Genomic DNA, 25,967 nt, shown 5'->3' on the forward strand with positions numbered 1-25,967 from the left:
GGAGAAACTATGTGCCAACGTGCGATCGCCAATATTGATATCAGCAAAGAGTATGACGAAAGCATGGGCAGTAACGATGTGCATTATCAGTCGTTTGCTCGTATGGCGGATTTCTTTGGTCGTGATATGCAGGCGCATCGCCACGACCAGTTTTTTCAAATGCACTTTCTTGATACCGGGCAGATTGAGCTACAGCTCGACGATCATCGCTATTCGGTGCAGGCGCCGCTATTTGTGCTTACGCCGCCCTCGGTGCCGCATGCTTTTATTACCGAATCGGATAGCGATGGCCATGTTCTGACGGTACGCGAAGAGCTGGTTTGGCCGCTGCTGGAAGTGCTTTATCCCGGCACCAGAGAGGCCTTCGGCTTGCCGGGGATCTGTCTGTCGCTGGCGGATAAACCCAACGAGCTGGCGGCGCTCAAACATTACTGGCAGCTAATTGAGCGGGAGTCCACGGAACAACTGGCTGGCTGCGAACATACCCTGGTGCTACTGGCGCAGGCGGTATTTACCTTGCTGTTGCGTAATGCGAAGCTGGACGATCACGCCGCAACCGGGATGCGCGGTGAACTGAAACTTTTTCAGCGCTTTACCCTGTTAATTGACAACCACTTCCATCAGCACTGGACGGTGCCCGATTATGCCTGCGAGTTGCATATTACCGAATCTCGTTTGACCGATATTTGCCGACGTTTTGCTAATCGCCCGCCTAAACGCCTGATTTTTGATCGGCAATTACGCGAGGCGAAACGACTGCTGCTTTTTTCCGACAATGCTGTCAACGAGATCGCCTGGCAATTAGGTTTTAAAGATCCGGCTTATTTCGCCCGTTTCTTTAATCGCCTTGCTGGCTGTTCTCCTTCGCAGTTTCGCCAACGTGAAGTTCCCTCTTTTCTCAACTAAGAAGAGTAAAAACATGATGAAAAAAAGCGTCGCTATGCTGGCGGTTTGTATGCTGGCGCAAAGCCACCTTGCTATTGCTGCTGGTGCTCCTGCGCCTCAAGAGATCAACATTGTTTTACTGGGCACCAAAGGCGGGCCTTCTTTGCTCAATACAGCCAGACTACCGCAAGCGACGGCGCTCACTATCGGCGATAAAATATGGCTGATAGATGCCGGCTACGGCGCCAGTCTGCAACTGGTGAAAAACGGCATTCCACTGCGCAACATCAATACTATTTTGCTCACCCATCTGCACAGCGACCACATACTGGATTATCCTTCCTTGCTGATGAATGCCTGGGCAAGTGGTCTGAAAGACCATACCATACAGGTGTATGGCCCGCCGGGAACCCAGGCGATGACGAAGGCTAGCTGGAAGGTCTTTGACAGGGATATCACGCTACGCATGGAAGAAGAGGGGAAACCCGATCCGCGCAACCTGGTTAAGGCGACCGATATTAGCCAGGGCGTCATCTATAAAGATGAACTGGTTACAATAAGCGCGCTGAAAGTGCCTCATTCCCCTTTCCCGGACGGTGAAGCGTTTGCTTACCGTTTTGATACCCAGGGTAAGCGAATCGTCTTCTCTGGCGATACGTCCTGGTTTCCGCCGCTTGCAACGTTTGCCCAGGGGGCGGATATCCTGGTACATGAGGCGGTACATGTCCCTTCGGTAGCAAAACTGGCTAATAGTATTGGCAACGGAAAAACGCTGGCTGAAGCGATTGCGTCGCATCACACCACGATTGAAGATGTCGGTAAGATTGCTCGCGAGGCCCACGTGAAAAAACTGGTGTTAAGTCATCTGGTGCCTGCGACGGTTGCGGATGACGTCTGGCAACAGGAAGCCATGAAAAATTACCCGGGCCCTGTCATTGTCGGTCATGACAATATGACGATAAGCGTACCGTAAGTATCAGGGCAGGGGTAAACCCACGGGCTGACATGATGTCAGCCCGTTATGCTTTTGGCGATCAGCATGACACGCAGAGCTTTTGTCTAAAACATTATTTTTTCTAAACACTACTTGCTGATTTTTATGCACAATAAAGGTAAGATGATTGCTCTGGTGAAATATTACTAAATAAGAATGTCACGGATGGAATTTATACAGTGTTAAAAGCAATGCGTTTCTTTGTCTGCCGGCCATCAGTAATATCCTCTGTACCGGCTCCTCGTTGCCAAAGTGAAGGTTAGATTAAACGAATCAAAAAATATCCGAACTGTACAATTTTTATATCAAACATATTTAACTGCAAAATACTGCAAACGTGCGCGAATACACTTAATCAGTAGTATGGCTAATGCATACTTTATTTCCTAAACTTTCTTATTATCTATTTGAATATTTCTGGTTAAACCAAATGGACAAACGGATACCAGACACTCGAAAGGATAACTGCAGGCTTCTGGTTTAGGATTGCAGTTACCAGGACAGTGGCTATTTTCTTTAAGCGATTTCCATAGAACAGGATTAAACCTGGTAACGTTGTAAACAGTAACGGGATAAAGTTTATCGTTTATTAAGACCCCCTTATTAAAGGGGATGATAATGCTACCTGGAGGCATGTAAACATCTGCCTGATACCATAAGGTCAATCTAAGATTTTTTAGGCTATGTATGCATGAGAACGATACTCCGGTAGAGGGACTTATAACTGTATCAACGACCTTCCATTCCATTACAGAAACCTTTTAAGTGAAATAGTCAATGGTGTAAATTACATTTTCCGCAAGCCTATTCAGGATAGATGAAAATCTGAGAAACATAACTCGTTGAAAACGATCGTTTTTTATTGACCACTCTATTTATATTGATTTTTTAATAAGTTATTTATTTTATGCTCTTATTTTGTTTACATTCTATTACATTTTTGTATTTTATACGTGGTGTAAATATTGGGCGGCAGTGGATGTTATAACGCTCAATTATTAAACTGTAAGTGACTGTTGTATTTCTTATTTATAAATACTGCAACCTGTAAGCGCAGCGGTACATTTTACCCGGCATTGACAGGGAGAAGGTACGTATCAACCAGAGAGTACAAAACAGTGAAAGAATATATTCTTCAGGCAATAAATGATCGCTAACGTGTAAAAATAACCGACGTATCTAAAAAATGTGAACTTGTGGCTGGTCTTTATTTAAACGATGATCTTCGCAATGGCGCATTAATGGCTGACATTGGCGGTTCGTTGATCGGGTTGTGCGCGGTGAAAGGCTATATTTCTTCCGTTGGGGGAAGTATGTCAGAGGCATTCTGGTATTATACCGGGTGCATGTAAATCCGGGGCGGGCAGAAAGCCCACCCTCGGTTTATTGCCTTTATCGTGGATTAGGGATGCGAGATAAAGCGAGAAAGGCGTTGCAGCAGTAACCGGTTTTCTTCGCGCAGCCGTGAATTCTCTTCCAGCAGCGTTAACGCGACCGCGATCCCAGGCCAGTCGAGCGCCAGCTCCTCGCGTAAGCGTAGCGCGCGTTGTACCACGCTCGCTGCGCGATCGTCGAATTGCCAGTCGGCGTTATCGTCTTCGTAAGGCTCAATTACGCCAAGTCCGACGATTTCGTTTAGCTCCTCTTCCGTCACGCCGGTGTGCAAACAAAATTCGGTGATGGTAAAGGTGACAGTGATGTTAGCCATTATGCTTTCCCCCATTGCTGGCGTGGGTCAAAGGACGACTGCGCGTCCGCCAGTTGTTGCCACAGGGCAGCTGTTTTCTCGTCAGGTTTCGGCGGCATAACGATTTTGATGATGGCATAGAGATCGCCAGTGTGCTTTTTACTGGCTAATCCTTTTCCTTTGATACGCAGCCGCTGACCTGCCTGGCTGCCGGGGGGAATGGTCAGCAAAATACGCTCTTTAAGCGTTGGTACAGACACCTTAGCGCCGAGCGCCGCCTCCCATGGGGCAAGCGGAAGGACGACTTCCAGATCCTGATTGACGATATCAAAGAGCGGATGCGGGGCAATATGGATAACGAGCCATAAATCGCCATTAGGTCCGCCGTTTTCCCCCGGCGTGCCCTGGCCTTTCAGTCTGATTCGTTGCCCGTTGCTGACGCCAGCCGGGATTTTCACATTCAATGTTTTGGGAATTTCCCGCTCCACCAGACCGAACGCGTTATAAACGGGGACGGAATAGCTAATCGTACGCTGGTGCTCTTCCAGCGTTTCTTCCAGGAATACCGCCACTTCAATTTCGATATCATGACCGCGTGCGGCGTGGCGGTGGTGCGAATGGCGACCGTGCTGACCAAAAATAGACGAGAAAATATCATCAAAATCTTCGGCGTTATACGGTTGGCCTTCGTGTTGCTGGAACTGGCGATTAAATTGTGGATCGTTACGGTGTTGCCATAACTGGTCATACTCGGCGCGCCGTTGCTCATCACTCAGCACTTCCCATGCTTCAGCAACCTCTTTGAAACGGGCTTCGGCATCGGGTTCTTTGCTGACATCTGGATGGTACTTGCGGGCCAGTCGGCGATAGGCGGTCTTAATCGTCTTGAGATCGTCCGTCGGTTTCACGCCCATAATGGCGTAATAATCCTTAAGTTCCATAGCATCATCTCGCTAAATCAATACATACAGAAGGGACCCCAAAAAGGTTTCTCCACTAAGTGTAGGGTAAACCTGAAAAGTGCGTATGAAAACACCAGTTATATCATTAGTAAGAATAAATTACGCTGTTCGACTATCAGAAGGTTGCGCAGCGCGCCGACATAACTTTACAGGGGAAAGGTTGCCAAAACCGCGCCAGTGGCTAAGATAACTCGCGTTAAACAGTGAGGGCGCAATGGCGAAACAACAACGGATGGGCTGGTGGTTTCTTTGCCTTGCATGTGTCGTGGTAATGGTTTGTACCGCGCAACGCATGGCGGGCCTGCACGCCTTGCAGATGCAGGCGACGGCCTCTGCTGCGGTGGTCAGCGCTCCCTCTTCTACAGATGACGGCTCGCCGGTCACTCCCTGTGAATTAAGCGCCAAGTCGCTGCTGGCGGCGCCTCCGGTACTCTTTGAAGGCGCTATCCTTGCGCTTTGTCTACTGCTTTCCTTACTGGCGCCTGTCCGGGTCATGCGCCTGCCGTTTTCGCCTCCACGGGCTATTTCGCCGCCCACATTACGGGTACATCTACGATTTTGTGTCTTCCGTGAATGACAGACCGGTTATTGCTAACGGTTACTTACTCATTCACGGAGAAAAAATATGATGATTTTGTTCAGGCGGATACTGTTCTGCCTGTTATGGCTTTGGCTGCCCGTCTCCTGGGCGGCGGAAAGCGGCTGGCTGCGTTCGCCCGATAACGACCATGCCAGCATACGGCTACGTGCCGATACGTCCGCTAACGGTGAGACCCGGCTGTTGCTGGATGTCAAACTGGAAAACGGCTGGAAAACCTACTGGCGCGCGCCGGGGGAAGGGGGCGTGGCGCCCTCTATCGCCTGGAAAGGCGACATGCCTGAGGTAAACTGGTTCTGGCCAACCCCCTCGCGCTTTGATGTGGCGAATATCACCACCCAGGGATATCACGACGAGGTGACCTTTCCGATGATCGTGCGCGGTACGCCGCCGGCGACCTTGAGCGGCGTGTTGACGTTATCAACCTGCAGCAATGTTTGTCTGTTGACCGATTACCCCTTTTCCGTGACGCCCACTGTGCAGAATGCCGATTTTGCCCATGACTATGCGCGGGCGATGGGTAAAGTTCCGCTCCGCAGTGGGCTAACGGACTCGCTTGACGTCGGCTATCGCCCGGGAGAACTGGTGGTCACTGCTACGCGAGCGGCGGGCTGGTCATCGCCCGGGCTCTATCTTGACACCATAGATGACGTCGATTTTGCGAAGCCTCGCCTGCGCGTAGAGGGCGACAGGTTACAGGCGACGGTGCCGGTGACGGACAGTTGGGGCGAAAAGGCGCCCGATTTGCGCAACAAATCGCTGACCCTCGTGTTAGCCGATGGCGCTATCGCCCAGGAGAGCACGCAAACCATTGGCGCTGCGCCAGCGCAAACGCCGGACAATGCGGCGCTACCTTTCTGGCAAGTTGTAATGATGGCGCTGATCGGCGGACTGATTCTTAATTTAATGCCCTGCGTACTGCCGGTTCTGGGCATGAAACTTGGCTCTATTTTATTGGTAGAGGAAAAAAGCCGCTCTCACATCAGGCGACAATTTTTGGCTTCGGTCGCCGGTATCATTGCGTCATTTATGGCGCTGGCGGCGTTTATGACCCTCCTTCGCCTGTCAAACCATGCGCTGGCCTGGGGAGTTCAGTTCCAGAATGCATGGTTTATTGGTTTTATGGCGCTGGTGATGTTGTTGTTTAGCGCCAGCCTGTTCGGGCTTTTTGAGTTCAGGCTTCCCTCATCTATGACCACGAAACTGGCCACTTACGGCGGTAACGGTATGTCGGGACATTTCTGGCAGGGGGCATTCGCCACGCTGCTGGCGACGCCTTGTAGCGCGCCGTTTCTGGGCACGGCGGTCGCCGTGGCGCTCACGGCGTCGCTGCCGACGCTGTGGGGGCTGTTCCTTGCGCTTGGCCTGGGAATGAGCGCGCCGTGGCTACTGGTCGCGATACGACCAGGGCTTGCGCTACGTTTACCGCGCCCCGGGCGCTGGATGAATGTCCTGCGCAGGATCCTCGGTCTGATGATGCTGGGGTCGGCTATCTGGCTGGCGACGTTACTCCTGCCGCATTTCGGCTTCACTGCGTCAAAGAGCGCGCAAGATACTGTTCAGTGGCAACCGTTGAGTGAACAGGCAATTCAGTCGGCGCTGGCGCAGCATAAGCGGGTATTTGTCGATGTCACTGCGGACTGGTGTATTACCTGTAAAGTGAATAAATACAACGTCCTGCAAAAAGAGGATGTGCAGGCCGCCTTGCAACAGCCGGATGTTGTGGCGCTGCGGGGAGACTGGACGCTGCCGTCCGATGCCATTACAGATTTTCTGAAAACGCGTGGCCAGGTCGCCGTGCCGTTTAATCAGGTATATGGCCCCGGCTTGCCGGAAGGGGAGGCACTGCCCACTTTGCTGACCCGCGATGCGGTATTACAAACGTTGAAAAAAGCGAAAGGAATAACCCAATGAAATACATGATTGTTTTGCTGCTGGCGCTGTTTTCGACGCTGAGCATCGCGCAAGAAACCGCTCCTTTTACGCCGGATCAGGAAAAGCAGATTGAAAATCTGATCCATGCGGCGTTGTTTAACGATCCTGCCAGCCCGCGGATAGGCGCTAAACACCCTAAGCTGACGCTGGTGAACTTTACGGATTACAACTGCCCGTACTGCAAACAGCTCGATCCGATGCTGGAAAAGATTGTGCAGAAATATCCTGACGTTGCGGTCATTATTAAACCGCTACCATTCAAAGGAGAGAGTTCCGTACTGGCGGCGCGTATTGCGCTGACCACCTGGCGCGAGCATCCGCAACAGTTCCTCGCGCTACATGAAAAACTCATGCAAAAGCGCGGTTACCATACGGATGACAGTATTAAACAGGCCCAGCAGAAAGCAGGGGCTACGCCAGTGACTCTGGATGAAAAAAGCATGGAAACGATACGCACTAATTTGCAGTTGGCAAGGCTGGTCGGCGTGCAAGGAACGCCAGCGACGATCATTGGCGACGAGCTGATTCCGGGCGCGGTGCCCTGGGATACGCTGGAAGCGGTGGTGAAAGAAAAACTGGCGGCTGCCAATGGCGGGTAAACTGCGGCGTTGGCTGCGCGAAGCCGCGGTTTTTCTGGCGCTCCTCATCGCGATAATGGTGGTCATGGACGTCTGGCGCGCGCCGCAGGCGCCTCCGGCGTTTGCCGCGACACCGTTACATACGCTGACGGGAGAGTCGACAACGCTGGCGACATTGAGCGAAGAACGCCCCGTACTGCTCTATTTTTGGGCCAGCTGGTGCGGGGTATGCCGCTTTACTACGCCTGCGGTCGCTCGCCTGGCGGCGGAAGGGGAAAACGTCATGACCGTTGCGCTCCGCTCCGGCGATGACGCTGAGGTTGCCCGCTGGCTGGCGCGCAAGGGCGTTGACTTTCCGGTCGTCAATGATGCTAATGGCGCCTTATCCGCTGGCTGGGAAATCAGCGTGACGCCAACGCTGGTGGTGGTTTCACAAGGTCGGGTTGTGTTCACCACCAGCGGCTGGACCAGCTATTGGGGCATGAAGCTTCGGCTATGGTGGGCAAAAACGTTCTGAATATGCGCCGGGGTTTCCCGGCGCTAACGCGTTTACTGTAAGAAAAACCCCCGTTTTGCGAAATCGTTCCCGGAAAAATGATCCATTTCTGTCACACTCAGAACGATTTGATAACAACAAGAGGTCATAGGGATGAAAAAATCATTACTCGCTGTTGCTGTGGCAGGGGCTGTTTTGTTGTCATCCGCCGTACAGGCGCAGACAACGCCGGAGGGTTATCAATTACAACAGGTGCTGATGATGAGCCGCCATAATCTGCGGGCGCCGCTGGCGAATAATGGCAGCGTACTGGCGCAGTCGACGCCGAACGCCTGGCCGGCGTGGGACGTTCCCGGTGGGCAGCTGACGACGAAAGGCGGCGTGCTGGAAGTCTATATGGGACACTACACACGTGAATGGCTGGTCGCGCAGAGGCTGATACCGTCGGGAGAATGTCCGGCGCCCGACACGGTATATGCCTATGCGAATAGTTTGCAGCGCACCGTCGCCACCGCGCAATTTTTCATTACTGGCGCTTTCCCCGGCTGTGATATTCCTGTTCATCATCAGGAAAAAATGGGCACTATGGACCCTACCTTCAATCCAGTAATTACCGATGATTCCGCCGCGTTCCGGCAACAGGCCGTACAGGCGATGGAAAAGGCGCGTAGTCAGCTACATCTTGATGAGAGTTATAAACTGCTTGAGCAGATAACGCATTATCAGGACTCGCCGTCCTGCAAAGAGAAGCATCAGTGTTCGCTAATCGACGCGAAAGATACCTTCAGCGCGAACTATCAGCAAGAGCCTGGCGTGCAGGGGCCGCTGAAAGTAGGGAACTCGCTGGTGGATGCGTTTACCCTGCAATATTACGAAGGGTTTCCGATGGATCAGGTCGCCTGGGGCGGCATCCACACCGATCGGCAGTGGAAGGTGCTGTCAAAACTGAAAAACGGCTACCAGGACAGCCTGTTTACCTCACCCACGGTGGCGCGCAATGTCGCTGCGCCGCTGGTGAAATATATCGATAAGGTGCTGGTTGCCGATCGCGTTAGCGCGCCGAAGGTGACCGTGCTGGTGGGGCATGATTCCAATATCGCGTCGCTGCTGACGGCGCTGGATTTTAAACCCTATCAGCTCCATGACCAGTATGAGAGAACGCCGATTGGCGGTCAGCTTGTCTTCCAACGCTGGCATGACGGCAACGCCAACCGGGATTTGATGAAAATCGAGTATGTCTACCAGAGCGCCCGGCAGTTACGTAACGCGGAAGCGTTAACGCTCAAATCGCCCGCGCAAAGGGTAACCCTGGAACTGAAAGGATGTCCGGTGGATGCGAACGGCTTCTGTCCGCTGGATAAATTCGATAACGTCATGAACACTGCCGCAAAATAGCCGTATGCCCCCGCGCAGGCGGGGGCGTTTGTGTTATACGTTCTTACGTTCGATGATTTGTTCGCCCCAGAAGAGCGAGTCTTTGTCCGTTTTCTCAAAGGCTTTGATCAGCACCTCATCGCTACCTTCTTCCCATATTTTTTCTGCCAGTTTCTCGTCATAGTGAGCGACTTCAAAAATGGCTTCGGCAATTTCCGGCGACGTATTACGCAGGCTTGCCCATTCGCCGACGCGGTGCGCTTTTGCTTCTTGAGTTGGCATTCGAATCCTCCTGTTGAAGATTAGCCGTTGAGTTTGACTGCCAGACCGGCGACGTATTCCCCCTGATAGCGAGCGATAGAGAGTTCCTCCTGGCTTGGTTGACGTGAACCGTCGCCTCCGGCGATAGTCGTTGCGCCATAAGGCGTGCCGCCGCGAACCTGGGAGACGTCAAACAGTTCCTGTGCGGCATAGCCTATCGGGACAATCACCATCCCATGATGGGCAAGCGTAGTCCAGGTCGAGGTGATGGTCTGCTCCTGGCCGCCGCCCGTTCCGGTAGAACTGAACACGCTGCCGAGCTTGCCGTATAGCGCGCCGGATGCCCACAGTCCGCCGGTTTGGTCCAGGAAGGTACGCATCTGGCCTGACATATTGCCAAACCGGGTTGGCGTACCAAAAATAATGGCATCGTAATCCGCCAGCTCCTGTGGGGTGGCAACCGGTGCGTTTTGTGTTTTACCGCCAGCTTTTGCGAAGATTTCAGGCGGCATTGTTTCTGGCACACGCTTTATAATGACCTCTGCGCCGTCGACTTTCTTTGCCCCTTCCGCCACCGCATGCGCCATGGTTTCAATGTGTCCGTACATGGAATAATAGAGCACCAGAATCTTTGCCATTTGTACTACTCCTCAGATTAATCAGGTGTGTAGCGATTCGCTACGTCTATTTAAAGATATGCTCTCCTGTGAAGAGTGCAAATTTCAGCGCCATTTCTTTGATTTATAACAATAATTAATTTGGCGATCTTTGTTGCAAAATGATACATTTTTAAGCGCTTTGATTTTTCTAAATATAAGAATAACTTATTTATTTCTTATGGTTATTATTCTGCGTATTCGGCTTCCGATGTTGCAGAATATTTCGGTAAGCGGCCTACCACGGCGTTTTTCACTATGCTTAATTTTACGCGGCGTTACTGATGATATCGTTCATACGCTGCGCGAGGAGATACTCCTCATTACCTATGCAATATGATGTCTAATCTATGACGGAGGTCAGTAATGGCAAACCATCGTGGCGGTTCCGGTAATTTTGCGGAAGACCGCGAAAGAGCATCAGAAGCAGGTCGTAAAGGTGGTCAGCACAGCGGGGGCAATTTTAAGAATGACCCGCAGCGTGCATCCGAAGCAGGCAAAAAAGGGGGCAAAAGCAGTAACCGTAATAGCTAGCCTGCGTCACAACAGCAAGACGCTGAGCGTTTCGCGCTAAAAAGCGTCATGCGCCACCGCCGCCGGATTTCCGGCGGTTTTTTTGTTTATAAGCCGGATTTGGTATGCTTGCGTCTTGACAAAAAGGAGAGGGCGCATGTCGCAACGCACAGAGAAAAAAATCGGGAAACGCTCGCAGGCCACCGGTGCAAAACGGCAGCTTATCTTAACCGCCGCGCTTGCTGTTTTTTCCCAGTATGGCATTCATGGCGCGCGTCTTGAGCAGGTCGCCGAGCGGGCAGGCGTCTCCAAAACCAATCTGCTTTATTATTATCCCTCGAAAGAGGCGCTGTATGTCGCGGTAATGCGACAGATCCTGGATGTCTGGCTGGCGCCGCTCAAGGCGTTTCGCGCAGAATTTTCCCCTCTGGAGGCCATCAAAGAGTATATCCGTCTCAAGCTGGAGGTTTCGCGTGATTATCCGCAGGCGTCGCGGCTCTTCTGCATGGAGATGCTGGCGGGCGCGCCGCTCTTAATGGAGGAACTGACCGGCGATCTAAAAGCGTTGATAGATGAAAAATCCGCGCTGATTGCCGGATGGGTGCACAGCGGGAAACTGGCGCCTGTCTCCCCGCACCATTTGATCTTCATGATTTGGGCCGCCACGCAACATTACGCCGATTTTGCCCCTCAGGTTGAGGCGGTAACCGGCGCGACGCTTCGCGATGAAGCCTTTTTCAACCAAACGGTCGAAAGCGTTCAGCGCATTATTATTGAAGGGATTCGCGTGCGTTAACCGGCTGGCGGCAGTGGGCAGCTCAAATCCCCCTCTTCACATTGCAGCAGCGAGGCTAAAAACGCTTCGCGTTCGTTCGTTTTATCGGTCAGGCACTGGCTGGCGATCATGGGTTGCACGCTGCCGCCCTCCGTACCTGAGCGAATCAGAGCGCAATCGGCGTCCCGCAGGGCAATCCATGCCACCTGCGCTTTTTGCAACAGCTCGCGCTGCGGCGGTTGCGCACGCTTAAGCGCGCTTTGATAGGTTTCGTTCAGCTTTTTATCTGCCGCCTGGTATTGCGCGGCGGCGCAGCGATTCATTTCCAGCTGCGTACTGGCGCTGGCACACTCATCGGCCAACGCCTGGCTGCTGAACAACAACGCCGCGCAGGTAAGGAAAATTCGTTTCATACGCTCCTCTGACGCGAGTAAAAAGGCTCCATTGACGGAGCCTTAATTAACCACAGTATTAGCCAATTGTCATCAGGCTGGCATTACCGCCAGCGGCAGCAGTGTTTACGCTCAGCGAACGTTCAATATAGAGCCGTTCCAGCAGCATATTGCTTTCGCCGCGGGCGAACCCCTGTACCGACACTATCGCGCCTTCGCGGGCGGCGACGGCTTCGCACACGGTTCGCAGCTTGTCGGAGTCGCCGTGGAAAATCACCGCGTCAAACGGCTGCGCCATCAGCGTTTCCGCTTTCGCAAACTGGACACGCGCCGCAACGGCGGCGGGGAGACGTTTCGCCAGATCGCGGTGGAAGGCGTCGTCTGACCATAGCGCCTGACTGCCGACGGCGAGAACGGCGGCAAGCTGCGTCAGCGCGTCCTGTTCGTCATCAGCCAGGCATAATACCCGTTCACGCGGCAACAACGTCCAGGTATTGCGCTCGCCGGTCGGCCCCGGTAGCAGGCGCTGCGTGCCGGCCTGCGCCAGATCGGCGAATTGTCGGCAGAGCGTCTGTAGCGCCGGGCGATCCGCCGCCCATTGCGTCAGGGCGGTCAACGGCGCGAGTAGCGTGGTTTTAAGCTGCGCATCCACCGGGTAACGCGCATCCTGACGAGTTAGCGTCGTATTGAGCGCATTGGGCGGGCGGTGTGCCAGCAGGCGGTAGAGGTAGAGCGGCCCCCCCGCTTTTGGCCCGGTACCGGACAGGCCTTCGCCGCCAAACGGCTGGACGCCGACAACCGCGCCCACCATATTACGGTTAACGTACAGGTTGCCGACATGGGCGGAACCGGTGACTTGCGCAATGGTTTCATCAATACGGGTATGTACGCCCAGCGTTAGCCCGTAGCCGGAAGCGTTAATCTGTTCGATAAGCTCCGCCAGTTGGTTACGGTTATAACGCACGACATGCAGCACGGGCCCGAAGACCTCTTTTTCCAGTTCTGCGAAGTTTTCCAACTCAATAAGCGTGGGCATAACAAACGTACCGGTCTGCCATTCCTGCGCGTCATCGTTGTTTTCACGCGCGGCCTGGAAAACCGGGCGGCCTTTGGCGCGCATCGTCTGGATATGACGCTCGATGTTGGCTTTGGCCTCGCTATCAATCACCGGCCCGATATCGGTCGTCAGACGGCCTGGATTCCCCATCCGACACTCCGCCATCGCGCCGCGTAACATTTTCAGCGTATGTTCGGCGATATCGTCCTGCAAACACAGCACGCGGAGCGCGGAACAGCGTTGTCCGGCGCTGTCGAAAGCGGAAGCCAGCACATCCACGACCACCTGCTCGGTGAGCGCGGAAGAGTCGACAATCATAGCGTTCATACCGCCAGTTTCCGCAATCAACGGAATAGGGCGGCCCTGGGCGTCAAGACGCGTGGCGATGTTGCGCTGCAACAACGTCGCGACCTCCGTGGAACCGGTAAACATCACGCCGCGTACACGCGCATCGGCGGTAAGCTGGGCGCCGACGGTTTCTCCCCGTCCCGGCAACAGTTGCACGACGCCCGGCGGTACGCCCGCTTCCAGCAAAATGGCAATGCCCTGGGCGGCAATCAGCGATGTCTGCTCTGCCGGTTTCGCCAGAACGCTGTTACCTGCCGCCAGCGCGGCGGCGATTTGGCCGGTGAAAATGGCCAGCGGGAAGTTCCACGGACTGATACAGACCACCGGCCCTAACGGGCGATGCGTTTCGTTATCGAAATCGTCACGCACTTGACCGGCATAATAATGGAGGAAGTCTACCGCTTCGCGCACTTCGGCAATGGCGTTGCTGAACGTTTTCCCCGCTTCGCGCACCAACAGGCCAATCAACTGCTGCATTTGGTCTTCCATCAATACCGCCGCCCGCTGCAAAATGGCGGCGCGTTCTTGCGGCGGCGTCGCAAACCAAACCGGCGCCTGATTGACCGCGTTTTGCAATGCCTGTTCAACCTCGCTTTCTGTCGCTTCGCGTCCCCAGCCGACAATATCTTTCGGTTCCGCCGGGTTGATAACCGGCGTCATCTCACCGTCGGCCACCGGTTGTTCCAGCACAGGTTTGGCCTGCCATTTCTGCATGGCGTTGCTTAACAGGGCAGAAGAAAGCGAGGCGAGGCGATGTTCATTCGCTAAATCAAGTCCGGCGGAGTTTATCCGACCTTCGCCGTACAGATCGCGCGGCAGCGGAATTTTCGGATGCGGTATGCCAGCCTGACCTTCCTGCTGCGCCAGTTTTTCCACGGCCTCGACCGGGTCGGCCACCAGTTCATCGAGCGGTAGGGTGGCATCGGCGATGCGGTTGACAAAAGAGGTGTTGGCGCCGTTTTCCAGCAGGCGTCGTACCAGATAGGCCAGCAGGGTTTCGTGTGTTCCCACCGGCGCGTAAATACGGCAGGGACGGTTAAGTTTTCCGTCCGCTACTTTACCGGTGACCTGTTCATACAGCGGTTCGCCCATGCCGTGCAGGCACTGGAATTCGTACTGACCCGGATAGTAATTTTGCCCGGCCAGATGATAAATCGCCGCCAGTGTGTGTGCGTTATGGGTCGCGAACTGCGGGTAGATCAGATTAGGGACGGCGAGCAATTTTTTCGCACAGGCCAGATAAGAGACATCGGTATACACTTTGCGGGTATAAACCGGATAACCCTCCAGCCCTTCCATTTGCGCGCGTTTGATCTCGCTATCCCAGTAGGCGCCTTTCACCAGACGAATCATCAGCCGACGGCGGCTACGGGAGGCCAGATCGACTAAATAATCAATGACCAGCGGGCAGCGTTTCTGGTAAGCCTGGATCACAAAGCCAATGCCGTTCCAGCCCGCCAGTTCGGGTTCGAAGCAGAGTTTTTCCAGCAGATCGAGCGAGATCTCCAGACGATCCGCCTCTTCGGCGTCGATATTGAGACCGATATCATACTGGCGCGCCAGCAGCGTCAGGGATTTCAGGCGCGGATAAAGCTCCTCCATTACCCGATCGTATTGCGCGCGACTATAGCGTGGATGCAGGGCGGACAGCTTAATCGAGATGCCTGGCCCTTCGTAAATACCGCGACCGTTAGACGCTTTGCCGATGGCATGAATCGCTTGCTGGTAAGAAACCATATAGGCCTGCGCATCGGCGGCGGTTAACGCGGCTTCGCCCAGCATATCGTAAGAATAGCGGAACCCTTTCTCTTCCAGTTTTCGGGCATTCGCCAGCGCCTGAGCAATGGTTTCGCCAGTCACGAACTGCTCGCCCATTAAACGCATCGCCATGTCGACGCCTTTGCGGATTAACGGTTCGCCGCTCTTGCCGATAATGCGGTTCAGCGAGCGCGAAAGATTGGCTTCGTTATGCGTTGAGACCAGGCGGCCGGTAAAGAGCAGCCCCCAGGTGGCGGCGTTTACAAACAGCGACGGGCTACGGCCAATATGCGACTGCCAGTTGCCATTACTGATTTTGTCGCGAATTAACGCATCGCGCGTAGCTTTGTCGGGAATACGCAGCAGCGCTTCCGCCAGACACATCAGCGCTACGCCTTCTTGCGAAGAGAGGGAAAACTCCTGCAACAGGCCTTGCACCATACCCGCGCGACCGCTGGCGGATTTTTGATTGCGCAATTTCTCCGCCAGTTGATACGCCAGTTTATGCGCCTGCTCAGCGACAGGCGGCGACAGGCGCGCCTGTTCCATTAGCATTGACACCGCATCGGTCTCCGGGCGGCGCCAGGCGGCAGTGATGGCGGCGCGAGAGACGGATTGGGGAAGAATCTGTTCGGCAAACTCCAGAAAGGGCTGATGCGGCTCATCCTGCGGCGCGACCGGCTCCTCGCTTTCATTTGCCGCGCCGGCAAACAGCGCAGGTAGCTCCGGTAGCGTATCGCTATTTTCCAGCTTGTCCAGATAGCTAAAGATTGCCTGTTTTATTAACCAGTGCGGCGTGCGATCGATACGCGAGGCGGCCATTTTGATCCGTTCGCGCGTGGCGTCGTCCAGCTTAACCCCCATCGTGGTGGTTCCCATACCCTCTACTCCTGTTATTCGCTCTATCTGCTAACCAATAGTTAGCGGAAAATATCCACTATGTTGCAACTTTGTGCAACCGCGTTAAATGTGACCTGCGTTGCAAGCTTAAAAATGAATAAATTGTTAAAAAAAGAAAGTGGGAGTCTGACGGGGAAAACCATCTGGATTTATTTTCTCTGCGGTAGTTAACACTTTTAAAAGGTGCAACCGCAAAAAATGTGAGAGAGTGCAACCTGGAGAAAAATAGTATCCCTCTGCAATCAAATTTGATGTAAATGGTGTGTTAAATCGATTGTGAATAACCACCGCTTCCGGCAGGATACGGTCGCCCTGGTAAACATAACACCCTTGCCACGTTCCGGCAGGGTACAAAACGGCACGCTACGGTAGTGCCAATAAATAAATTTGGAGAACCTTGATGGCTATTAGCACACCGATGTTGGTGACATTCTGTGTCTATATTTTTGGCATGATATTGATTGGGTTTATCGCCTGGCGCTCAACCAAAAACTTTGATGACTATATTCTTGGCGGTCGCAGCCTGGGGCCGTTTGTTACGGCTTTATCAGCCGGCGCGTCGGATATGAGCGGCTGGCTGTTAATGGGGCTGCCTGGCGCTATCTTTCTGTCGGGGATCTCTGAAAGCTGGATCGCCATTGGCCTGACGTTAGGCGCATGGATTAACTGGAAGCTGGTGGCCGGGCGCCTGCGCGTGCATACCGAATTTAACAATAACGCGCTCACGTTGCCGGACTATTTTACCGGTCGGTTTGAGGATAAGAGCCGAGTCCTGCGTATTATTTCCGCGCTGGTCATTCTGCTGTTTTTCACTATCTATTGCGCGTCAGGTATTGTCGCTGGAGCACGACTGTTCGAAAGCACCTTCGGTATGAGCTATGAAACCGCACTGTGGGCGGGGGCCGCGGCAACCATTATTTATACCTTTATCGGCGGGTTTCTTGCCGTTAGCTGGACGGATACCGTTCAGGCCAGCCTGATGATTTTTGCGTTAATCCTGACGCCGGTGATGGTTATTGTCGGCGTAGGCGGTTTTAGCGAGTCGCTGGAGGTGATCAAGCAAAAGAGCATCGAGAATGTCGACATGCTCAAGGGGCTGAATTTTGTCGCCATTATTTCCCTGATGGGCTGGGGACTGGGTTACTTCGGTCAGCCGCATATCCTGGCGCGCTTTATGGCGGCGGACTCCCATCACAGCATTGTTCATGCGCGTCGTATCAGTATGACCTGGATGATTCTGTGTCTGGCGGGCGCGGTGGCGGTGGGCTTCTTTGGCATTGCGTACTTTAACAATAACCCCGCGCTGGCCGGGGCGGTGAACCAAAACTCAGAGCGCGTATTTATTGAACTGGCGCAGATCCTGTTTAACCCGTGGATTGCCGGTGTTCTGCTGTCTGCTATCCTGGCGGCGGTGATGTCGACGTTGAGCTGTCAGTTGCTGGTATGCTCCAGCGCGATTACGGAAGATTTATATAAGGCTTTTCTGCGTAAAAGCGCCAGCCAGCAAGAGCTGGTATGGGTAGGGCGAGTGATGGTGCTGGTGGTAGCGCTGATCGCCATTGCGCTGGCGGCGAATCCCGATAACCGTGTGCTGGGGCTGGTGAGCTACGCCTGGGCTGGATTCGGCGCGGCATTTGGACCTGTTGTCCTGTTTTCTGTGATGTGGTCGCGTATGACACGTAACGGCGCGCTGGCGGGAATGATTATTGGCGCGGTGACGGTTATCGTCTGGAAACAATATGGCTGGCTGGATCTGTATGAGATCATCCCTGGCTTCATTTTCGGCAGCCTGGGGATCGTAATCTTTAGCCTGCTTGGCAAAGCGCCGACAGCAGCGATGCAGGAACGCTTTGCAAAAGCGGACGCGCATTATCATTCCGCGCCGCCGTCGAAGCTACAGGCGGAATAACCGACATGTCCGATAGCATTATTGCCATCGGACATATTTTACCAGGCGGCGTTATACGCCCGCCTGGTCCTCTGATAAGTCCCGGACCGATTGACTGAAGATGTTCAGGTAAATGAGGACGCACTCTCAAACTATTTTTAGCCCTTGAGCGCCGTTAACGCGGGCGTAATACATCTCGAGTAATCACTAACTAGCCATATATGAAATCGCCTGTTAATGGTACCAATAGCCTTGACGCAATAGAGTAATGACAAAAATTAAAACAAGTCAGCGTTACTGGCGTAAGTATGCCGCACAAAATTTTGCATAAATAATGCCGTTTTAGCGATGGGAGAGAGGACACGTTAATTATTCCATTTTAACCTTATATATGTTCAATATTCAATGGGTTATGGATGTTTTCAGCATTAATACCCGCAGTAGCTAATGATTATCTTTTTTAGTCTCCTGCCGATGAAATAATCGTGTAATCTTTCTGTAAGAGACTGACAATGACGCAATAATGTTTGGTTAATATTTGGTGAATATATTGTTGCATTATTGATGTTTTGTGTTGTACTTAGTAGTAATAGCGGTAGTTCCCCGGCAGTGATGGTCACTCACTATGGAGATCGCGAATGGTAATGTCCGCACCAGGACACATTGTTTACAGTAGTTACAACACCCTGTACGGACATTCTCTCTCCGGTGGTGGTCTTGTCATCTTAAAAGCTCTCATCATTTCTCTTACTGTCCATACCCATGACGTCATATGTGGTGCGCGTAGCCGTGTGTGGCGTCGTTTCAAAAAGCAAGCTAAGGCTTACAAGGAAGCCAACCCTCAGATGTGTGTGCGCATAATCGCGTTCAAGAGAACGCGGGTGATGTATACCTACAACTCAAGGTGCTATCCATGGGAAGACAAAAAGCAGTGATCAAAGCTCGTCGTGAAGCAAAGCGTGTGTTGAGACGAGATTCGCGTAGTCATAAGCAACGTGAAGAAGAATCGGTCACGTCACTGGTACAGATGGGCGGAGTAGAAGCCATTGGCATGGCGCGCGATAGTCGCGATACCTCGCCTGTTAAGGCGCGAAATGAAGCACAGGCGCATTATCTGAACGCTATCGACAGTAAACAGCTTATTTTTGCGACCGGCGAAGCCGGCTGCGGGAAAACATGGATCAGTGCGGCAAAGGCGGCAGAAGCATTGATTCATAAGGACGTCGAGAGGATCATTGTGACGCGTCCGGTATTGCAAGCTGATGAAGACCTTGGTTTTTTGCCCGGTGATATCGCTGAAAAATTCGCGCCTTATTTTCGTCCCGTCTACGATGTCCTGCTTAAACGGTTGGGCGCGTCCTTTATGCAATATTGTTTGCGCCCGGAAATCGGTAAGGTAGAAATTGCCCCGTTCGCCTATATGCGTGGGCGTACTTTTGAAAATGCGGTCGTGATCCTCGATGAGGCGCAAAATGTGACTGCGGCGCAAATGAAAATGTTTTTGACGCGATTAGGCGAAAATGTCACGGTCATTGTCAATGGCGATATTACGCAATGCGACCTGCCGCGCGGCGTGCGTTCCGGGTTGAGCGATGCGTTGGAACGCTTTGAAGAAGATGAAATGGTAGGGATTGTGCATTTCAACAAAGACGACTGCGTGCGCTCGGCGCTTTGTCAGCGAACGCTTCACGCATACAGCTAATATAGCATTGACTTTCAGAGCCCGGGAAACCGGGCTTTGTTATCTATAAAGCATCCAGCAGACTCATGGACAAAAAAGGAAAATGACGCCTGTACGGGAAAGGAATTATTTTGTCATGTCCAGGGCATTCATTGTCCGTAATTTGCTTTCTCGGGCCTGTTCCGGCGAGGACTGTACAAGAAGGGTATAGAGCAGGTCAAAGACGAAAAGCTGCGCGGCTTTCGTACCGATCGAGTCACCCTGCAACATTCCTTGCCGATTACCATTGATCAGGCAAAAATCGGCCTCTTCACATAATGGAGAACCCAGATTATGGGTAATGGCGACTGTGGTGGCGCCAGCCTGTCGGGCCAATCGGAGTGAATGCACTGTTTCTGGCGATGTGCCCGAGTGACTGACACCCATCGCGACATCGCCTGCTTTTAATAGCGTAGCCTGCATGTACATAAAATGGTTATTGCTTACCGCATCGCCCCGTAAACCAATACGCATTAGCTTGTGTTTCATATCCAGCGCCGTGATCCCCGATGAGCCCACACCAAAGATATAAACTGAGTGACAGTGACGTAGGGCGTCCACGACACCGAGAACCTGTTGCATATCAAGCAGATTTAGCGTTTCAGATAATACATTACTAATGGTGTTCTGCAATTTTAAACCAATGGCGTGGGCATCGTCGGATTCGCTAACTTCGGCATCCAGTAGAGGACTACTGTCATCAGACTCGGTAGTGGCAAGTTCAATGGCCAGGTCCATTTTAAAATCCTGAAAACCTTTATAGCCCAGGGTGCGACAAAAGCGAATAACCGTGGCTTCTCCGGCCTGTGTTTCGCGCGACAAATCGGCAATAGATGACTGTGTCACCTGTCTGGGGAAGGCTAAAATATATTGCGCAATACGCTGGGAGGCACGTGTCAGGCTTTTTTGCATAGCACCCAGAGTATCAAGGATTTTTCCGGGTTTAAGACGTGGGGGTTGAGGCTCCATATAGTTCCTGCTCTTGAGGGCTGATTGCGGCACAAAGCCTGCAATATCGAACAGAGCAGAGCCTATCAAGTCTGCGGCATGAAAAAAAGCGCGATGTAAGTAAAGGAGGGGGAATATTTACATCGCGTTGCCAACTTATGACAGAACATCACTGGAGAGTAATCTGTTTGCTCTTACGGTGTTTATAGCGCGCCATTTGACGGATGGTTTATACCTGGCCCGGTATTGTCGCCCCGGGCGTTGGCGTCACCGTGTGCTGTGTCGGTATAGCGTGGTATCATGAAATCATAATGTCACCTTTGGTTCAGGTTTTTCATCCAGCGTCAATGGCGGTGCCGGGGCAAATAACGGGGCGAAAATAACGCCGCTGATCACCACGCTTAGCGAGCCAATGACCCCATAAAAGAAGAAGTTAAGGTCAGTGGCATAGCGTGCGCCCAGCACGGTAATGACGCTGATAATAATTCCTAAAACCGCACTCCCGGCATTTGCTCGTTTAAAGAAAATGCCCAGCATGAACAGACCGGTCATTGGCCCTCCCATCAGACCTATCAGACTATTAAATGCATCCCAGATTTCTGATTCATCGGCCATGACCAGCCATACCGAGGCTGCGCTACTTATCAGGCCCGCGACCAGAATAACTAACTTAGCTATTTTCATACGGTTTTCTGGCGTTCTTTTTTTATGACTCAAACGCTGATAGATATCGGAATTAAAACAACTGGAAATGCTGTTTAAGCTGCTGGAGATGCTGGACTGCGCGGCAGCGAAAATAGCGGCGATTATCAACCCTGCAATGCCGACTGGCATTTCGGTGACCACGAATAAGGGTAAAATGCCGCCAGTGTTGAATCCCGCCGGTAATAATTGTGGATGTTGCTGATAGTAGACAAACAATGCCGAGCCGATAGCAAAAAAGAAAACAGGGATCACAGCAACCAGTTTGGCATTTGTAAGTAATGTTTTCTTCGTTTCCTCTATGGAGTCAGTCACGATATAGCGTTGGACCACATCCTGACTGGCAGTAAATTGCTGAATATTGGCAAACAGAAAACCAATCATCAATACAGGTACTGTGCTTTCCGTCCAGCTCCAGTGGAACTGCGTAGCCGGAAAGAATTTATCCGCCTGCTGCGTCACCGTAAAAATTTCACCAATGCCGCCCTGGACTTTGAGACATATCACTATAAAAATCAGTATCGCGCTGCCAGAAAGTAAGAGGCCTTGAATAACATCAGTCCATATTACTCCTTCAATTCCACCCATCCAGGTATAAATGATACACATCACGCTAATCAACAGTACCAAAATCACCGGGTCTATAGCGATGAAGGGGCGCAAGGCCAGCACGGTGAGGAAAGTGATAATGGCGATACGTCCGATATGAAACAACATAAATGACATGCTGGCGAATAGACGGCAGCGCACATCGAACCGTGCTTCGAGATATTCATAGGCTGATGTGACTTTCAATTTCCGAAAAAACGGAATATAGAAATAAAAAACCAGCGGTAAAATTGCGATAGCCAGATACTGACCAATGATAAACGTCCAGTCGGAAGTAAACGCTTTGGCAGGAATTGACATAAATGTAATTGAGCTTAACGTAGTAGCAAATACACTGACCCCAGCCGCCCAACCAGGAACCCGGCCACCACCGCGAAAATAATCGTCTGCTGTTTTTTGCCGTCTGGAAAAATAGACACCGACTAACATCATGGCCAGGAGGTAGCCAAATAATACAAGATAATTAACGATGCCGAAAGAATGTGTAATCATAGTTCTTTCCTGCTTATGGTTTTGAGTAGAGTTGCGGTCATCGTCTGTGTATTTTTATCTTCCCATCATTCAGACGATACGATATTCAGATCAAGTAATAGTTTTTGTTAATCTCAATGACGGTAATCATGAGATGTAAAAGGCAGAACATTTATGCTCCACCAATGGTGATGCCCAGACGTATGTCCTGCCGGATACCTGAAATAGCAGCTATCCGATATTGCGTTCAAACAGGTTTCAGGCCTGGGTATCGTATTTGCCGATAGCATTATTAACGTCGGATCATTCTCTGAGACATAAATATCAATAGTAAGCGTGTTCATTTTCTTTTCCTGTTCAGCGTCTTACTGCATGACTGAACCACTGACAGATATGCTCGATACGGGTGATAGCGGAACCAACGGTAACTGCCCAGGCACCATGCTCAATAGCATTGGCCGCCAGTGCAGGCGTGTTATAGCGCCCCTCGGCAATAACACGACAACCTGCATGGCTCAGTTGCGTCACCATTGCCAAATCTGGCTCAACCGGCGTGATGGGGCCGGTATAGCCAGACAATGTTGTACCAATGAATTCGATTCCTTTCTGATGGCAACTTATGCCTTCATTCACGGTTGAACAGTCTGCCATCGCCAGTAATCCATGCAGGCGAATACGTGTCAGTAAACTATCAATATCAACCGGGCGAGAGCGGAATGAGGCATCAAAAGCGATAATATCGGCACCTGCCTGCGCCAGGGCGTCAACATCCTGTAAATAGGGAGTGATACGGACTGGCGACCCTGTAAGGTCACGTTTAATTATCCCAATAATTGGAACAGAAAGATGGGAACGAACAGTCCGCAGATTCTCAATGCCTTCAATGCGCACAGCGACCGCACCCGCCGAAGCCGCTGCCTGTGCCATTGCAGCCACAATTTCAGGTTTATCCATAGGGCTGCCTGGTACCGGTTGGCATGAGACAATCAGCCCACCGTTTTCGTGTACACTTTGTTCCAGCCTGGCTAATAGTGACATCCAGTTCCGCCTTATATATTTTGAAGTTTTGCTCCGTTTTATGTTATGTTGTGGAGTGTTGCTGCATCAAGCAAAAAGATAGAAAAATGTGAACACAGTCATAAGGTATGTTTGTTATTCAATTACTGCGCCAGCGGATTTGAGGCTATAACCTGAAGCTACAAGACAAATACAATTCATTCTGACGGCAGCATGCTGTATTTTATTAACTGCTTCCGGCATAAAGATAAAATGCTCAGAAGGAGCTTATACGCCACGGGATAGCCAGTATGAAATGCATCACATAATTCTTGTTGTATTTATTCAGAATGCTATCACTAATGAGTTTGGCCATAACAGGTCACCCATAATCACTTCTAACATCACCATGGGGTGCTTTTACCTCGCACATGATAACCCCATGTAATTATTTTTAGCGCTTGGTCACATTTTGTCATTATCATTGTTGAAATTATGCGCCATAAGATCACTAATGATGAAGCTTTACTCCAATTGTATTTCTTCGCATGGGGATGCAGATGAAAAACTTTAAGAAAATGATGACGCTAATGGCGCTATGTTTATCAGTCGCTATCACCACATCAGGATATGCAACGACGCTTCCTGATATACCAGAACCACTGAAAAATGGTACTGGCGCTATTGATAATAATGGCGTGATTTATGTCGGCTTAGGTACCGCAGGGACATCCTGGTATAAAATTGATCTTAAAAAGCAACATAAAGACTGGGAGCGTATAAAGTCGTTTCCTGGTGGAGCTCGTGAGCAATCCGTGTCGGTATTTTTAAATGATGAGCTTTATGTTTTTGGTGGCGTAGGGAAAAAAAACAGTGAATCACCGTTGCAGGTTTATAGCGATGTGTACAAATACTCACCGGTGAAAAATACATGGCAAAAAGTTGACACTATATCTCCAGTTGGATTAACAGGGCATACGGGAGTAAAATTAAACGAAACGATGGTACTTATTACCGGAGGGGTTAATGAGCATATCTTTGATAAGTATTTTATTGATATAGCGGCTGCGGCTGCGGATGAAAGTGAAAAAAATAAAGTCATCTATAATTATTTTAATAAACCTGCCAAAGATTATTTTTTTAATAAAATCGTATTTATCTACAATGCTAAAGAGAACACATGGAAGAATGCCGGTGAGCTGCCAGGCGCGGGGACGGCAGGATCGTCATCGGTAATGGAAAATAATTTCCTGATGCTGATTAATGGTGAGCTCAAACCGGGTTTACGTACCGATGTGATTTACCGCGCCATGTGGGATAACGACAAGCTAACATGGTTGAAGAACAGCCAGTTACCGCCATCGCCTGGAGAACAACAGCAAGAAGGGTTGGCCGGAGCATTTTCGGGCTATAGTCACGGTGTCCTGCTTGTCGGTGGTGGCGCGAATTTTCCGGGAGCAAAACAAAATTATACCAATGGAAAGTTTTATTCCCACGAAGGAATAAATAAAAAATGGCGAGATGAAGTCTATGGTTTGGTTAATGGCCATTGGCAATATATGGGTAAAATGAAACAACCTCTCGGCTATGGTGTATCAGTAAGTTATGGTGATGAAGTTTTCCTTATCGGTGGTGAAAATGCTAAAGGGAAACCTGTTTCGTCTGTAACCTCCTTTACCATGCGTGATGGTAATTTATTAATAAAATAATTTTTAAATACAAAAATAAAGTTAATTGATAAGCGGAGTATTTTATGAAAATCAACAGATATCTTCTGGGTATGGTTTCGTTTATAGCATTTTCATCATATCTACAAGCGGCAACCCTTGATTATCGGCATGAATATGCTGATAGAACCAGAATTAATAAAGACCGTATTGCTATAATTGAAAAACTTCCTAACGGCATTGGTTTTTATGTCGATGCCAGCGTTAAATCGGGAGGAGTAGATGGTGAGCAGGATAAGCATTTAAGCGATCTCGTCGCAAACGCTATAGAACTGGGCGTAAGTTATAATTATAAAGTTACGGACCATTTTGTTTTGCAGCCTGGATTTATATTTGAAAGCGGTCCAGACACTTCAATTTATAAGCCTTATTTAAGGGTGCAATATAATTTTGATTCTGGTATTTATATGGCTGGTCGTTACCGCTATGACTATGCAAGAAAGACAGCTAACTACAATGATGATGAGAAAACGAATAGATTTGATACTTATATAGGTTATGTTTTTGATGAGTTGAAATTAGAATATAACTTTACCTGGATGGATAGCGATCAAATTAAATTTGATAACAAAAAAACAAACTATGAGCATAATGTGGCTTTAGCCTGGAAACTGAATAAGTCATTTACACCATACGTTGAGGTCGGAAATGTAGCGGTGAGAAATAATACCGATGAGAGACAGACCCGTTATCGCGTTGGATTACAATACCACTTTTGAGAAAGGTTAAAGAGTTAC

23 protein-coding genes are annotated in these 25,967 nt (G+C 50.9%); 13 read left to right on the forward strand and 10 right to left on the reverse strand.

Going from position 1 to position 25,967, the window contains the following annotated elements; all coding sequences use genetic code 11:
- Window positions 1-9: 9 nt before the first annotated feature.
- Both hpaA and J4614_RS00520 read left to right on the forward strand, forming a co-directional pair.
- Complete coding sequence (gene hpaA / locus J4614_RS00515; RefSeq protein ID WP_000336602.1) at window positions 10-906, forward strand: 4-hydroxyphenylacetate catabolism regulatory protein HpaA; 897 nt, start codon at window positions 10-12, stop codon at window positions 904-906.
- A gap of 13 nt (window positions 907-919) precedes the next feature.
- Window positions 920-1,858, forward strand: a complete 939-nt coding sequence (locus J4614_RS00520) for an MBL fold metallo-hydrolase (RefSeq protein WP_000976558.1) — start codon at window positions 920-922, stop codon at window positions 1,856-1,858.
- A 407-nt stretch (window positions 1,859-2,265) separates the two neighbouring features.
- Here the strand turns inward: J4614_RS00520 and J4614_RS00525 are convergent, their stop codons facing one another.
- From J4614_RS00525 to cbpA, 3 genes are all read right to left on the reverse strand, one after another.
- Window positions 2,266-2,628: an anti-adapter protein IraM gene (locus J4614_RS00525; RefSeq protein WP_001537781.1), complete on the reverse strand. Its 363-nt coding sequence runs from the start codon at window positions 2,626-2,628 to the stop codon at window positions 2,266-2,268.
- A 653-nt stretch (window positions 2,629-3,281) separates the two neighbouring features.
- Entirely contained in the window at window positions 3,282-3,587 is a 306-nt protein-coding gene (gene cbpM, locus J4614_RS00530; protein ID WP_001284251.1) for a chaperone modulator CbpM, read from the reverse strand.
- The gene (gene cbpA / locus J4614_RS00535) at window positions 3,587-4,507 is read right to left on the reverse strand and encodes a curved DNA-binding protein (protein WP_000420603.1); all 921 of its coding nucleotides are present in this window, start codon (window positions 4,505-4,507) and stop codon (window positions 3,587-3,589) included. The genes cbpM and cbpA overlap by 1 nt, the downstream gene beginning before the upstream one ends.
- Before the next feature lie 235 nt (window positions 4,508-4,742).
- Between cbpA and J4614_RS00540 the strand changes: the two genes are divergently transcribed.
- From J4614_RS00540 to agp, 5 genes are all read left to right on the forward strand, one after another.
- Window positions 4,743-5,105, forward strand: coding sequence for a copper resistance protein (locus tag J4614_RS00540; protein ID WP_001118902.1), 363 nt, complete (start codon window positions 4,743-4,745; stop codon window positions 5,103-5,105).
- A 48-nt stretch (window positions 5,106-5,153) separates the two neighbouring features.
- Window positions 5,154-7,040 (forward strand): protein-disulfide reductase DsbD domain-containing protein, encoded by a 1,887-nt coding sequence (locus tag J4614_RS00545; protein ID WP_023214759.1) that lies wholly within the window; start codon window positions 5,154-5,156, stop codon window positions 7,038-7,040.
- Window positions 7,037-7,660, forward strand: coding sequence for a DsbA family protein (locus J4614_RS00550; protein ID WP_000876690.1), 624 nt, complete (start codon window positions 7,037-7,039; stop codon window positions 7,658-7,660). Before J4614_RS00545 ends, J4614_RS00550 begins: the two co-directional genes overlap by 4 nt.
- The gene (locus tag J4614_RS00555; RefSeq protein ID WP_000907523.1) at window positions 7,650-8,156 is read left to right on the forward strand and encodes a protein disulfide oxidoreductase; all 507 of its coding nucleotides are present in this window, start codon (window positions 7,650-7,652) and stop codon (window positions 8,154-8,156) included. Before J4614_RS00550 ends, J4614_RS00555 begins: the two co-directional genes overlap by 11 nt.
- A gap of 132 nt (window positions 8,157-8,288) precedes the next feature.
- On the forward strand, window positions 8,289-9,530 hold the full coding sequence (agp, locus tag J4614_RS00560; protein WP_017440948.1) for a bifunctional glucose-1-phosphatase/inositol phosphatase: 1,242 nt from the start codon (window positions 8,289-8,291) through the stop codon (window positions 9,528-9,530).
- Window positions 9,531-9,563: 33 nt separating this feature from the next.
- On the opposite strand, the gene J4614_RS00565 is transcribed toward agp, so the two are convergent.
- Both J4614_RS00565 and wrbA read right to left on the reverse strand, forming a co-directional pair.
- Window positions 9,564-9,791, reverse strand: a complete 228-nt coding sequence (locus J4614_RS00565) for a YccJ family protein (protein WP_001143125.1) — start codon at window positions 9,789-9,791, stop codon at window positions 9,564-9,566.
- A gap of 20 nt (window positions 9,792-9,811) precedes the next feature.
- Window positions 9,812-10,408: an NAD(P)H:quinone oxidoreductase gene (gene wrbA / locus J4614_RS00570; RefSeq protein WP_001062898.1), complete on the reverse strand. Its 597-nt coding sequence runs from the start codon at window positions 10,406-10,408 to the stop codon at window positions 9,812-9,814.
- 384 nt (window positions 10,409-10,792) lie between these two features.
- On the opposite strand from wrbA, the gene J4614_RS00575 reads away from it, so the two are divergent.
- Together J4614_RS00575 and rutR are read left to right on the forward strand one after the other, a co-directional pair.
- Window positions 10,793-10,960, forward strand: a complete 168-nt coding sequence (locus J4614_RS00575) for a general stress protein (protein WP_001273663.1) — start codon at window positions 10,793-10,795, stop codon at window positions 10,958-10,960.
- Between the two features lie 136 nt (window positions 10,961-11,096).
- The gene (gene rutR / locus J4614_RS00580) at window positions 11,097-11,735 is read left to right on the forward strand and encodes an HTH-type transcriptional regulator RutR (protein ID WP_000083128.1); all 639 of its coding nucleotides are present in this window, start codon (window positions 11,097-11,099) and stop codon (window positions 11,733-11,735) included.
- On the opposite strand, the gene J4614_RS00585 is transcribed toward rutR, so the two are convergent.
- Together J4614_RS00585 and putA are read right to left on the reverse strand one after the other, a co-directional pair.
- Window positions 11,732-12,127, reverse strand: coding sequence for a lysozyme inhibitor LprI family protein (locus J4614_RS00585; RefSeq protein ID WP_000821064.1), 396 nt, complete (start codon window positions 12,125-12,127; stop codon window positions 11,732-11,734). The genes rutR and J4614_RS00585 overlap by 4 nt on opposite strands.
- 58 nt (window positions 12,128-12,185) lie before the next feature.
- Window positions 12,186-16,148 carry a trifunctional transcriptional regulator/proline dehydrogenase/L-glutamate gamma-semialdehyde dehydrogenase gene (gene putA / locus J4614_RS00590; protein WP_023204328.1) on the reverse strand — a complete coding sequence of 1,321 codons (3,963 nt, stop codon included), beginning with the start codon at window positions 16,146-16,148 and terminating at the stop codon, window positions 12,186-12,188.
- 421 nt (window positions 16,149-16,569) lie between these two features.
- Between putA and putP the strand changes: the two genes are divergently transcribed.
- Together putP and phoH are read left to right on the forward strand one after the other, a co-directional pair.
- Entirely contained in the window at window positions 16,570-18,078 is a 1,509-nt protein-coding gene (gene putP / locus J4614_RS00595; protein ID WP_001018467.1) for a sodium/proline symporter PutP, read from the forward strand.
- A gap of 892 nt (window positions 18,079-18,970) precedes the next feature.
- Window positions 18,971-19,759 carry a phosphate starvation-inducible protein PhoH gene (phoH, locus tag J4614_RS00600; RefSeq protein WP_000533527.1) on the forward strand — a complete coding sequence of 263 codons (789 nt, stop codon included), beginning with the start codon at window positions 18,971-18,973 and terminating at the stop codon, window positions 19,757-19,759.
- Between the two features lie 105 nt (window positions 19,760-19,864).
- Here phoH and J4614_RS00605 read toward each other — a convergent pair whose 3' ends face one another.
- From J4614_RS00605 to J4614_RS00615, 3 genes are all read right to left on the reverse strand, one after another.
- Complete coding sequence (locus J4614_RS00605) at window positions 19,865-20,746, reverse strand: MurR/RpiR family transcriptional regulator (RefSeq protein WP_000433674.1); 882 nt, start codon at window positions 20,744-20,746, stop codon at window positions 19,865-19,867.
- A gap of 285 nt (window positions 20,747-21,031) precedes the next feature.
- Window positions 21,032-22,528, reverse strand: a complete 1,497-nt coding sequence (locus J4614_RS00610; protein WP_000628085.1) for a sodium:solute symporter — start codon at window positions 22,526-22,528, stop codon at window positions 21,032-21,034.
- A gap of 336 nt (window positions 22,529-22,864) precedes the next feature.
- Complete coding sequence (locus tag J4614_RS00615; protein ID WP_023214761.1) at window positions 22,865-23,545, reverse strand: N-acetylmannosamine-6-phosphate 2-epimerase; 681 nt, start codon at window positions 23,543-23,545, stop codon at window positions 22,865-22,867.
- Window positions 23,546-24,051: 506 nt separating this feature from the next.
- On the opposite strand from J4614_RS00615, the gene J4614_RS00620 reads away from it, so the two are divergent.
- Window positions 24,052-25,212 (forward strand): N-acetylneuraminate epimerase, encoded by a 1,161-nt coding sequence (locus tag J4614_RS00620; RefSeq protein ID WP_000525757.1) that lies wholly within the window; start codon window positions 24,052-24,054, stop codon window positions 25,210-25,212.
- Between the two features lie 44 nt (window positions 25,213-25,256).
- Window positions 25,257-25,949, forward strand: a complete 693-nt coding sequence (locus J4614_RS00625; protein ID WP_000700859.1) for an oligogalacturonate-specific porin KdgM family protein — start codon at window positions 25,257-25,259, stop codon at window positions 25,947-25,949.
- The last annotated feature ends 18 nt before the right edge of the window (window positions 25,950-25,967 follow it).

This window comes from Salmonella sp. 32031103-2018-00083-FB-01-SM-01, assembly GCF_017571995.1.
GTDB lineage: Bacteria > Pseudomonadota > Gammaproteobacteria > Enterobacterales > Enterobacteriaceae > Salmonella > Salmonella enterica.

Coding starts and splice junctions, on each gene's coding strand:
- J4614_RS00575 (WP_001273663.1), top strand. CDS start 10,793: ATGGCAAACCATCGTGGCGGTTCCGGTAATTTTGCGGAAGACCGCGAA.
- J4614_RS00540 (WP_001118902.1), top strand. CDS start 4,743: ATGGCGAAACAACAACGGATGGGCTGGTGGTTTCTTTGCCTTGCATGT.
- J4614_RS00610 (WP_000628085.1), bottom strand. CDS start 22,528: ATGATTACACATTCTTTCGGCATCGTTAATTATCTTGTATTATTTGGC.
- agp (WP_017440948.1), top strand. CDS start 8,289: ATGAAAAAATCATTACTCGCTGTTGCTGTGGCAGGGGCTGTTTTGTTG.
- putA (WP_023204328.1), bottom strand. CDS start 16,148: ATGGGAACCACCACGATGGGGGTTAAGCTGGACGACGCCACGCGCGAA.
- J4614_RS00525 (WP_001537781.1), bottom strand. CDS start 2,628: ATGGAATGGAAGGTCGTTGATACAGTTATAAGTCCCTCTACCGGAGTA.
- J4614_RS00620 (WP_000525757.1), top strand. CDS start 24,052: ATGGGGATGCAGATGAAAAACTTTAAGAAAATGATGACGCTAATGGCG.
- phoH (WP_000533527.1), top strand. CDS start 18,971: ATGGGAAGACAAAAAGCAGTGATCAAAGCTCGTCGTGAAGCAAAGCGT.
- putP (WP_001018467.1), top strand. CDS start 16,570: ATGGCTATTAGCACACCGATGTTGGTGACATTCTGTGTCTATATTTTT.
- J4614_RS00605 (WP_000433674.1), bottom strand. CDS start 20,746: ATGGAGCCTCAACCCCCACGTCTTAAACCCGGAAAAATCCTTGATACT.
- J4614_RS00550 (WP_000876690.1), top strand. CDS start 7,037: ATGAAATACATGATTGTTTTGCTGCTGGCGCTGTTTTCGACGCTGAGC.
- cbpA (WP_000420603.1), bottom strand. CDS start 4,507: ATGGAACTTAAGGATTATTACGCCATTATGGGCGTGAAACCGACGGAC.
- J4614_RS00615 (WP_023214761.1), bottom strand. CDS start 23,545: ATGTCACTATTAGCCAGGCTGGAACAAAGTGTACACGAAAACGGTGGG.
- hpaA (WP_000336602.1), top strand. CDS start 10: ATGTGCCAACGTGCGATCGCCAATATTGATATCAGCAAAGAGTATGAC.
- J4614_RS00625 (WP_000700859.1), top strand. CDS start 25,257: ATGAAAATCAACAGATATCTTCTGGGTATGGTTTCGTTTATAGCATTT.
- J4614_RS00520 (WP_000976558.1), top strand. CDS start 920: ATGATGAAAAAAAGCGTCGCTATGCTGGCGGTTTGTATGCTGGCGCAA.
- rutR (WP_000083128.1), top strand. CDS start 11,097: ATGTCGCAACGCACAGAGAAAAAAATCGGGAAACGCTCGCAGGCCACC.
- J4614_RS00565 (WP_001143125.1), bottom strand. CDS start 9,791: ATGCCAACTCAAGAAGCAAAAGCGCACCGCGTCGGCGAATGGGCAAGC.
- cbpM (WP_001284251.1), bottom strand. CDS start 3,587: ATGGCTAACATCACTGTCACCTTTACCATCACCGAATTTTGTTTGCAC.
- J4614_RS00585 (WP_000821064.1), bottom strand. CDS start 12,127: ATGAAACGAATTTTCCTTACCTGCGCGGCGTTGTTGTTCAGCAGCCAG.
- J4614_RS00555 (WP_000907523.1), top strand. CDS start 7,650: ATGGCGGGTAAACTGCGGCGTTGGCTGCGCGAAGCCGCGGTTTTTCTG.
- wrbA (WP_001062898.1), bottom strand. CDS start 10,408: ATGGCAAAGATTCTGGTGCTCTATTATTCCATGTACGGACACATTGAA.
- J4614_RS00545 (WP_023214759.1), top strand. CDS start 5,154: ATGATGATTTTGTTCAGGCGGATACTGTTCTGCCTGTTATGGCTTTGG.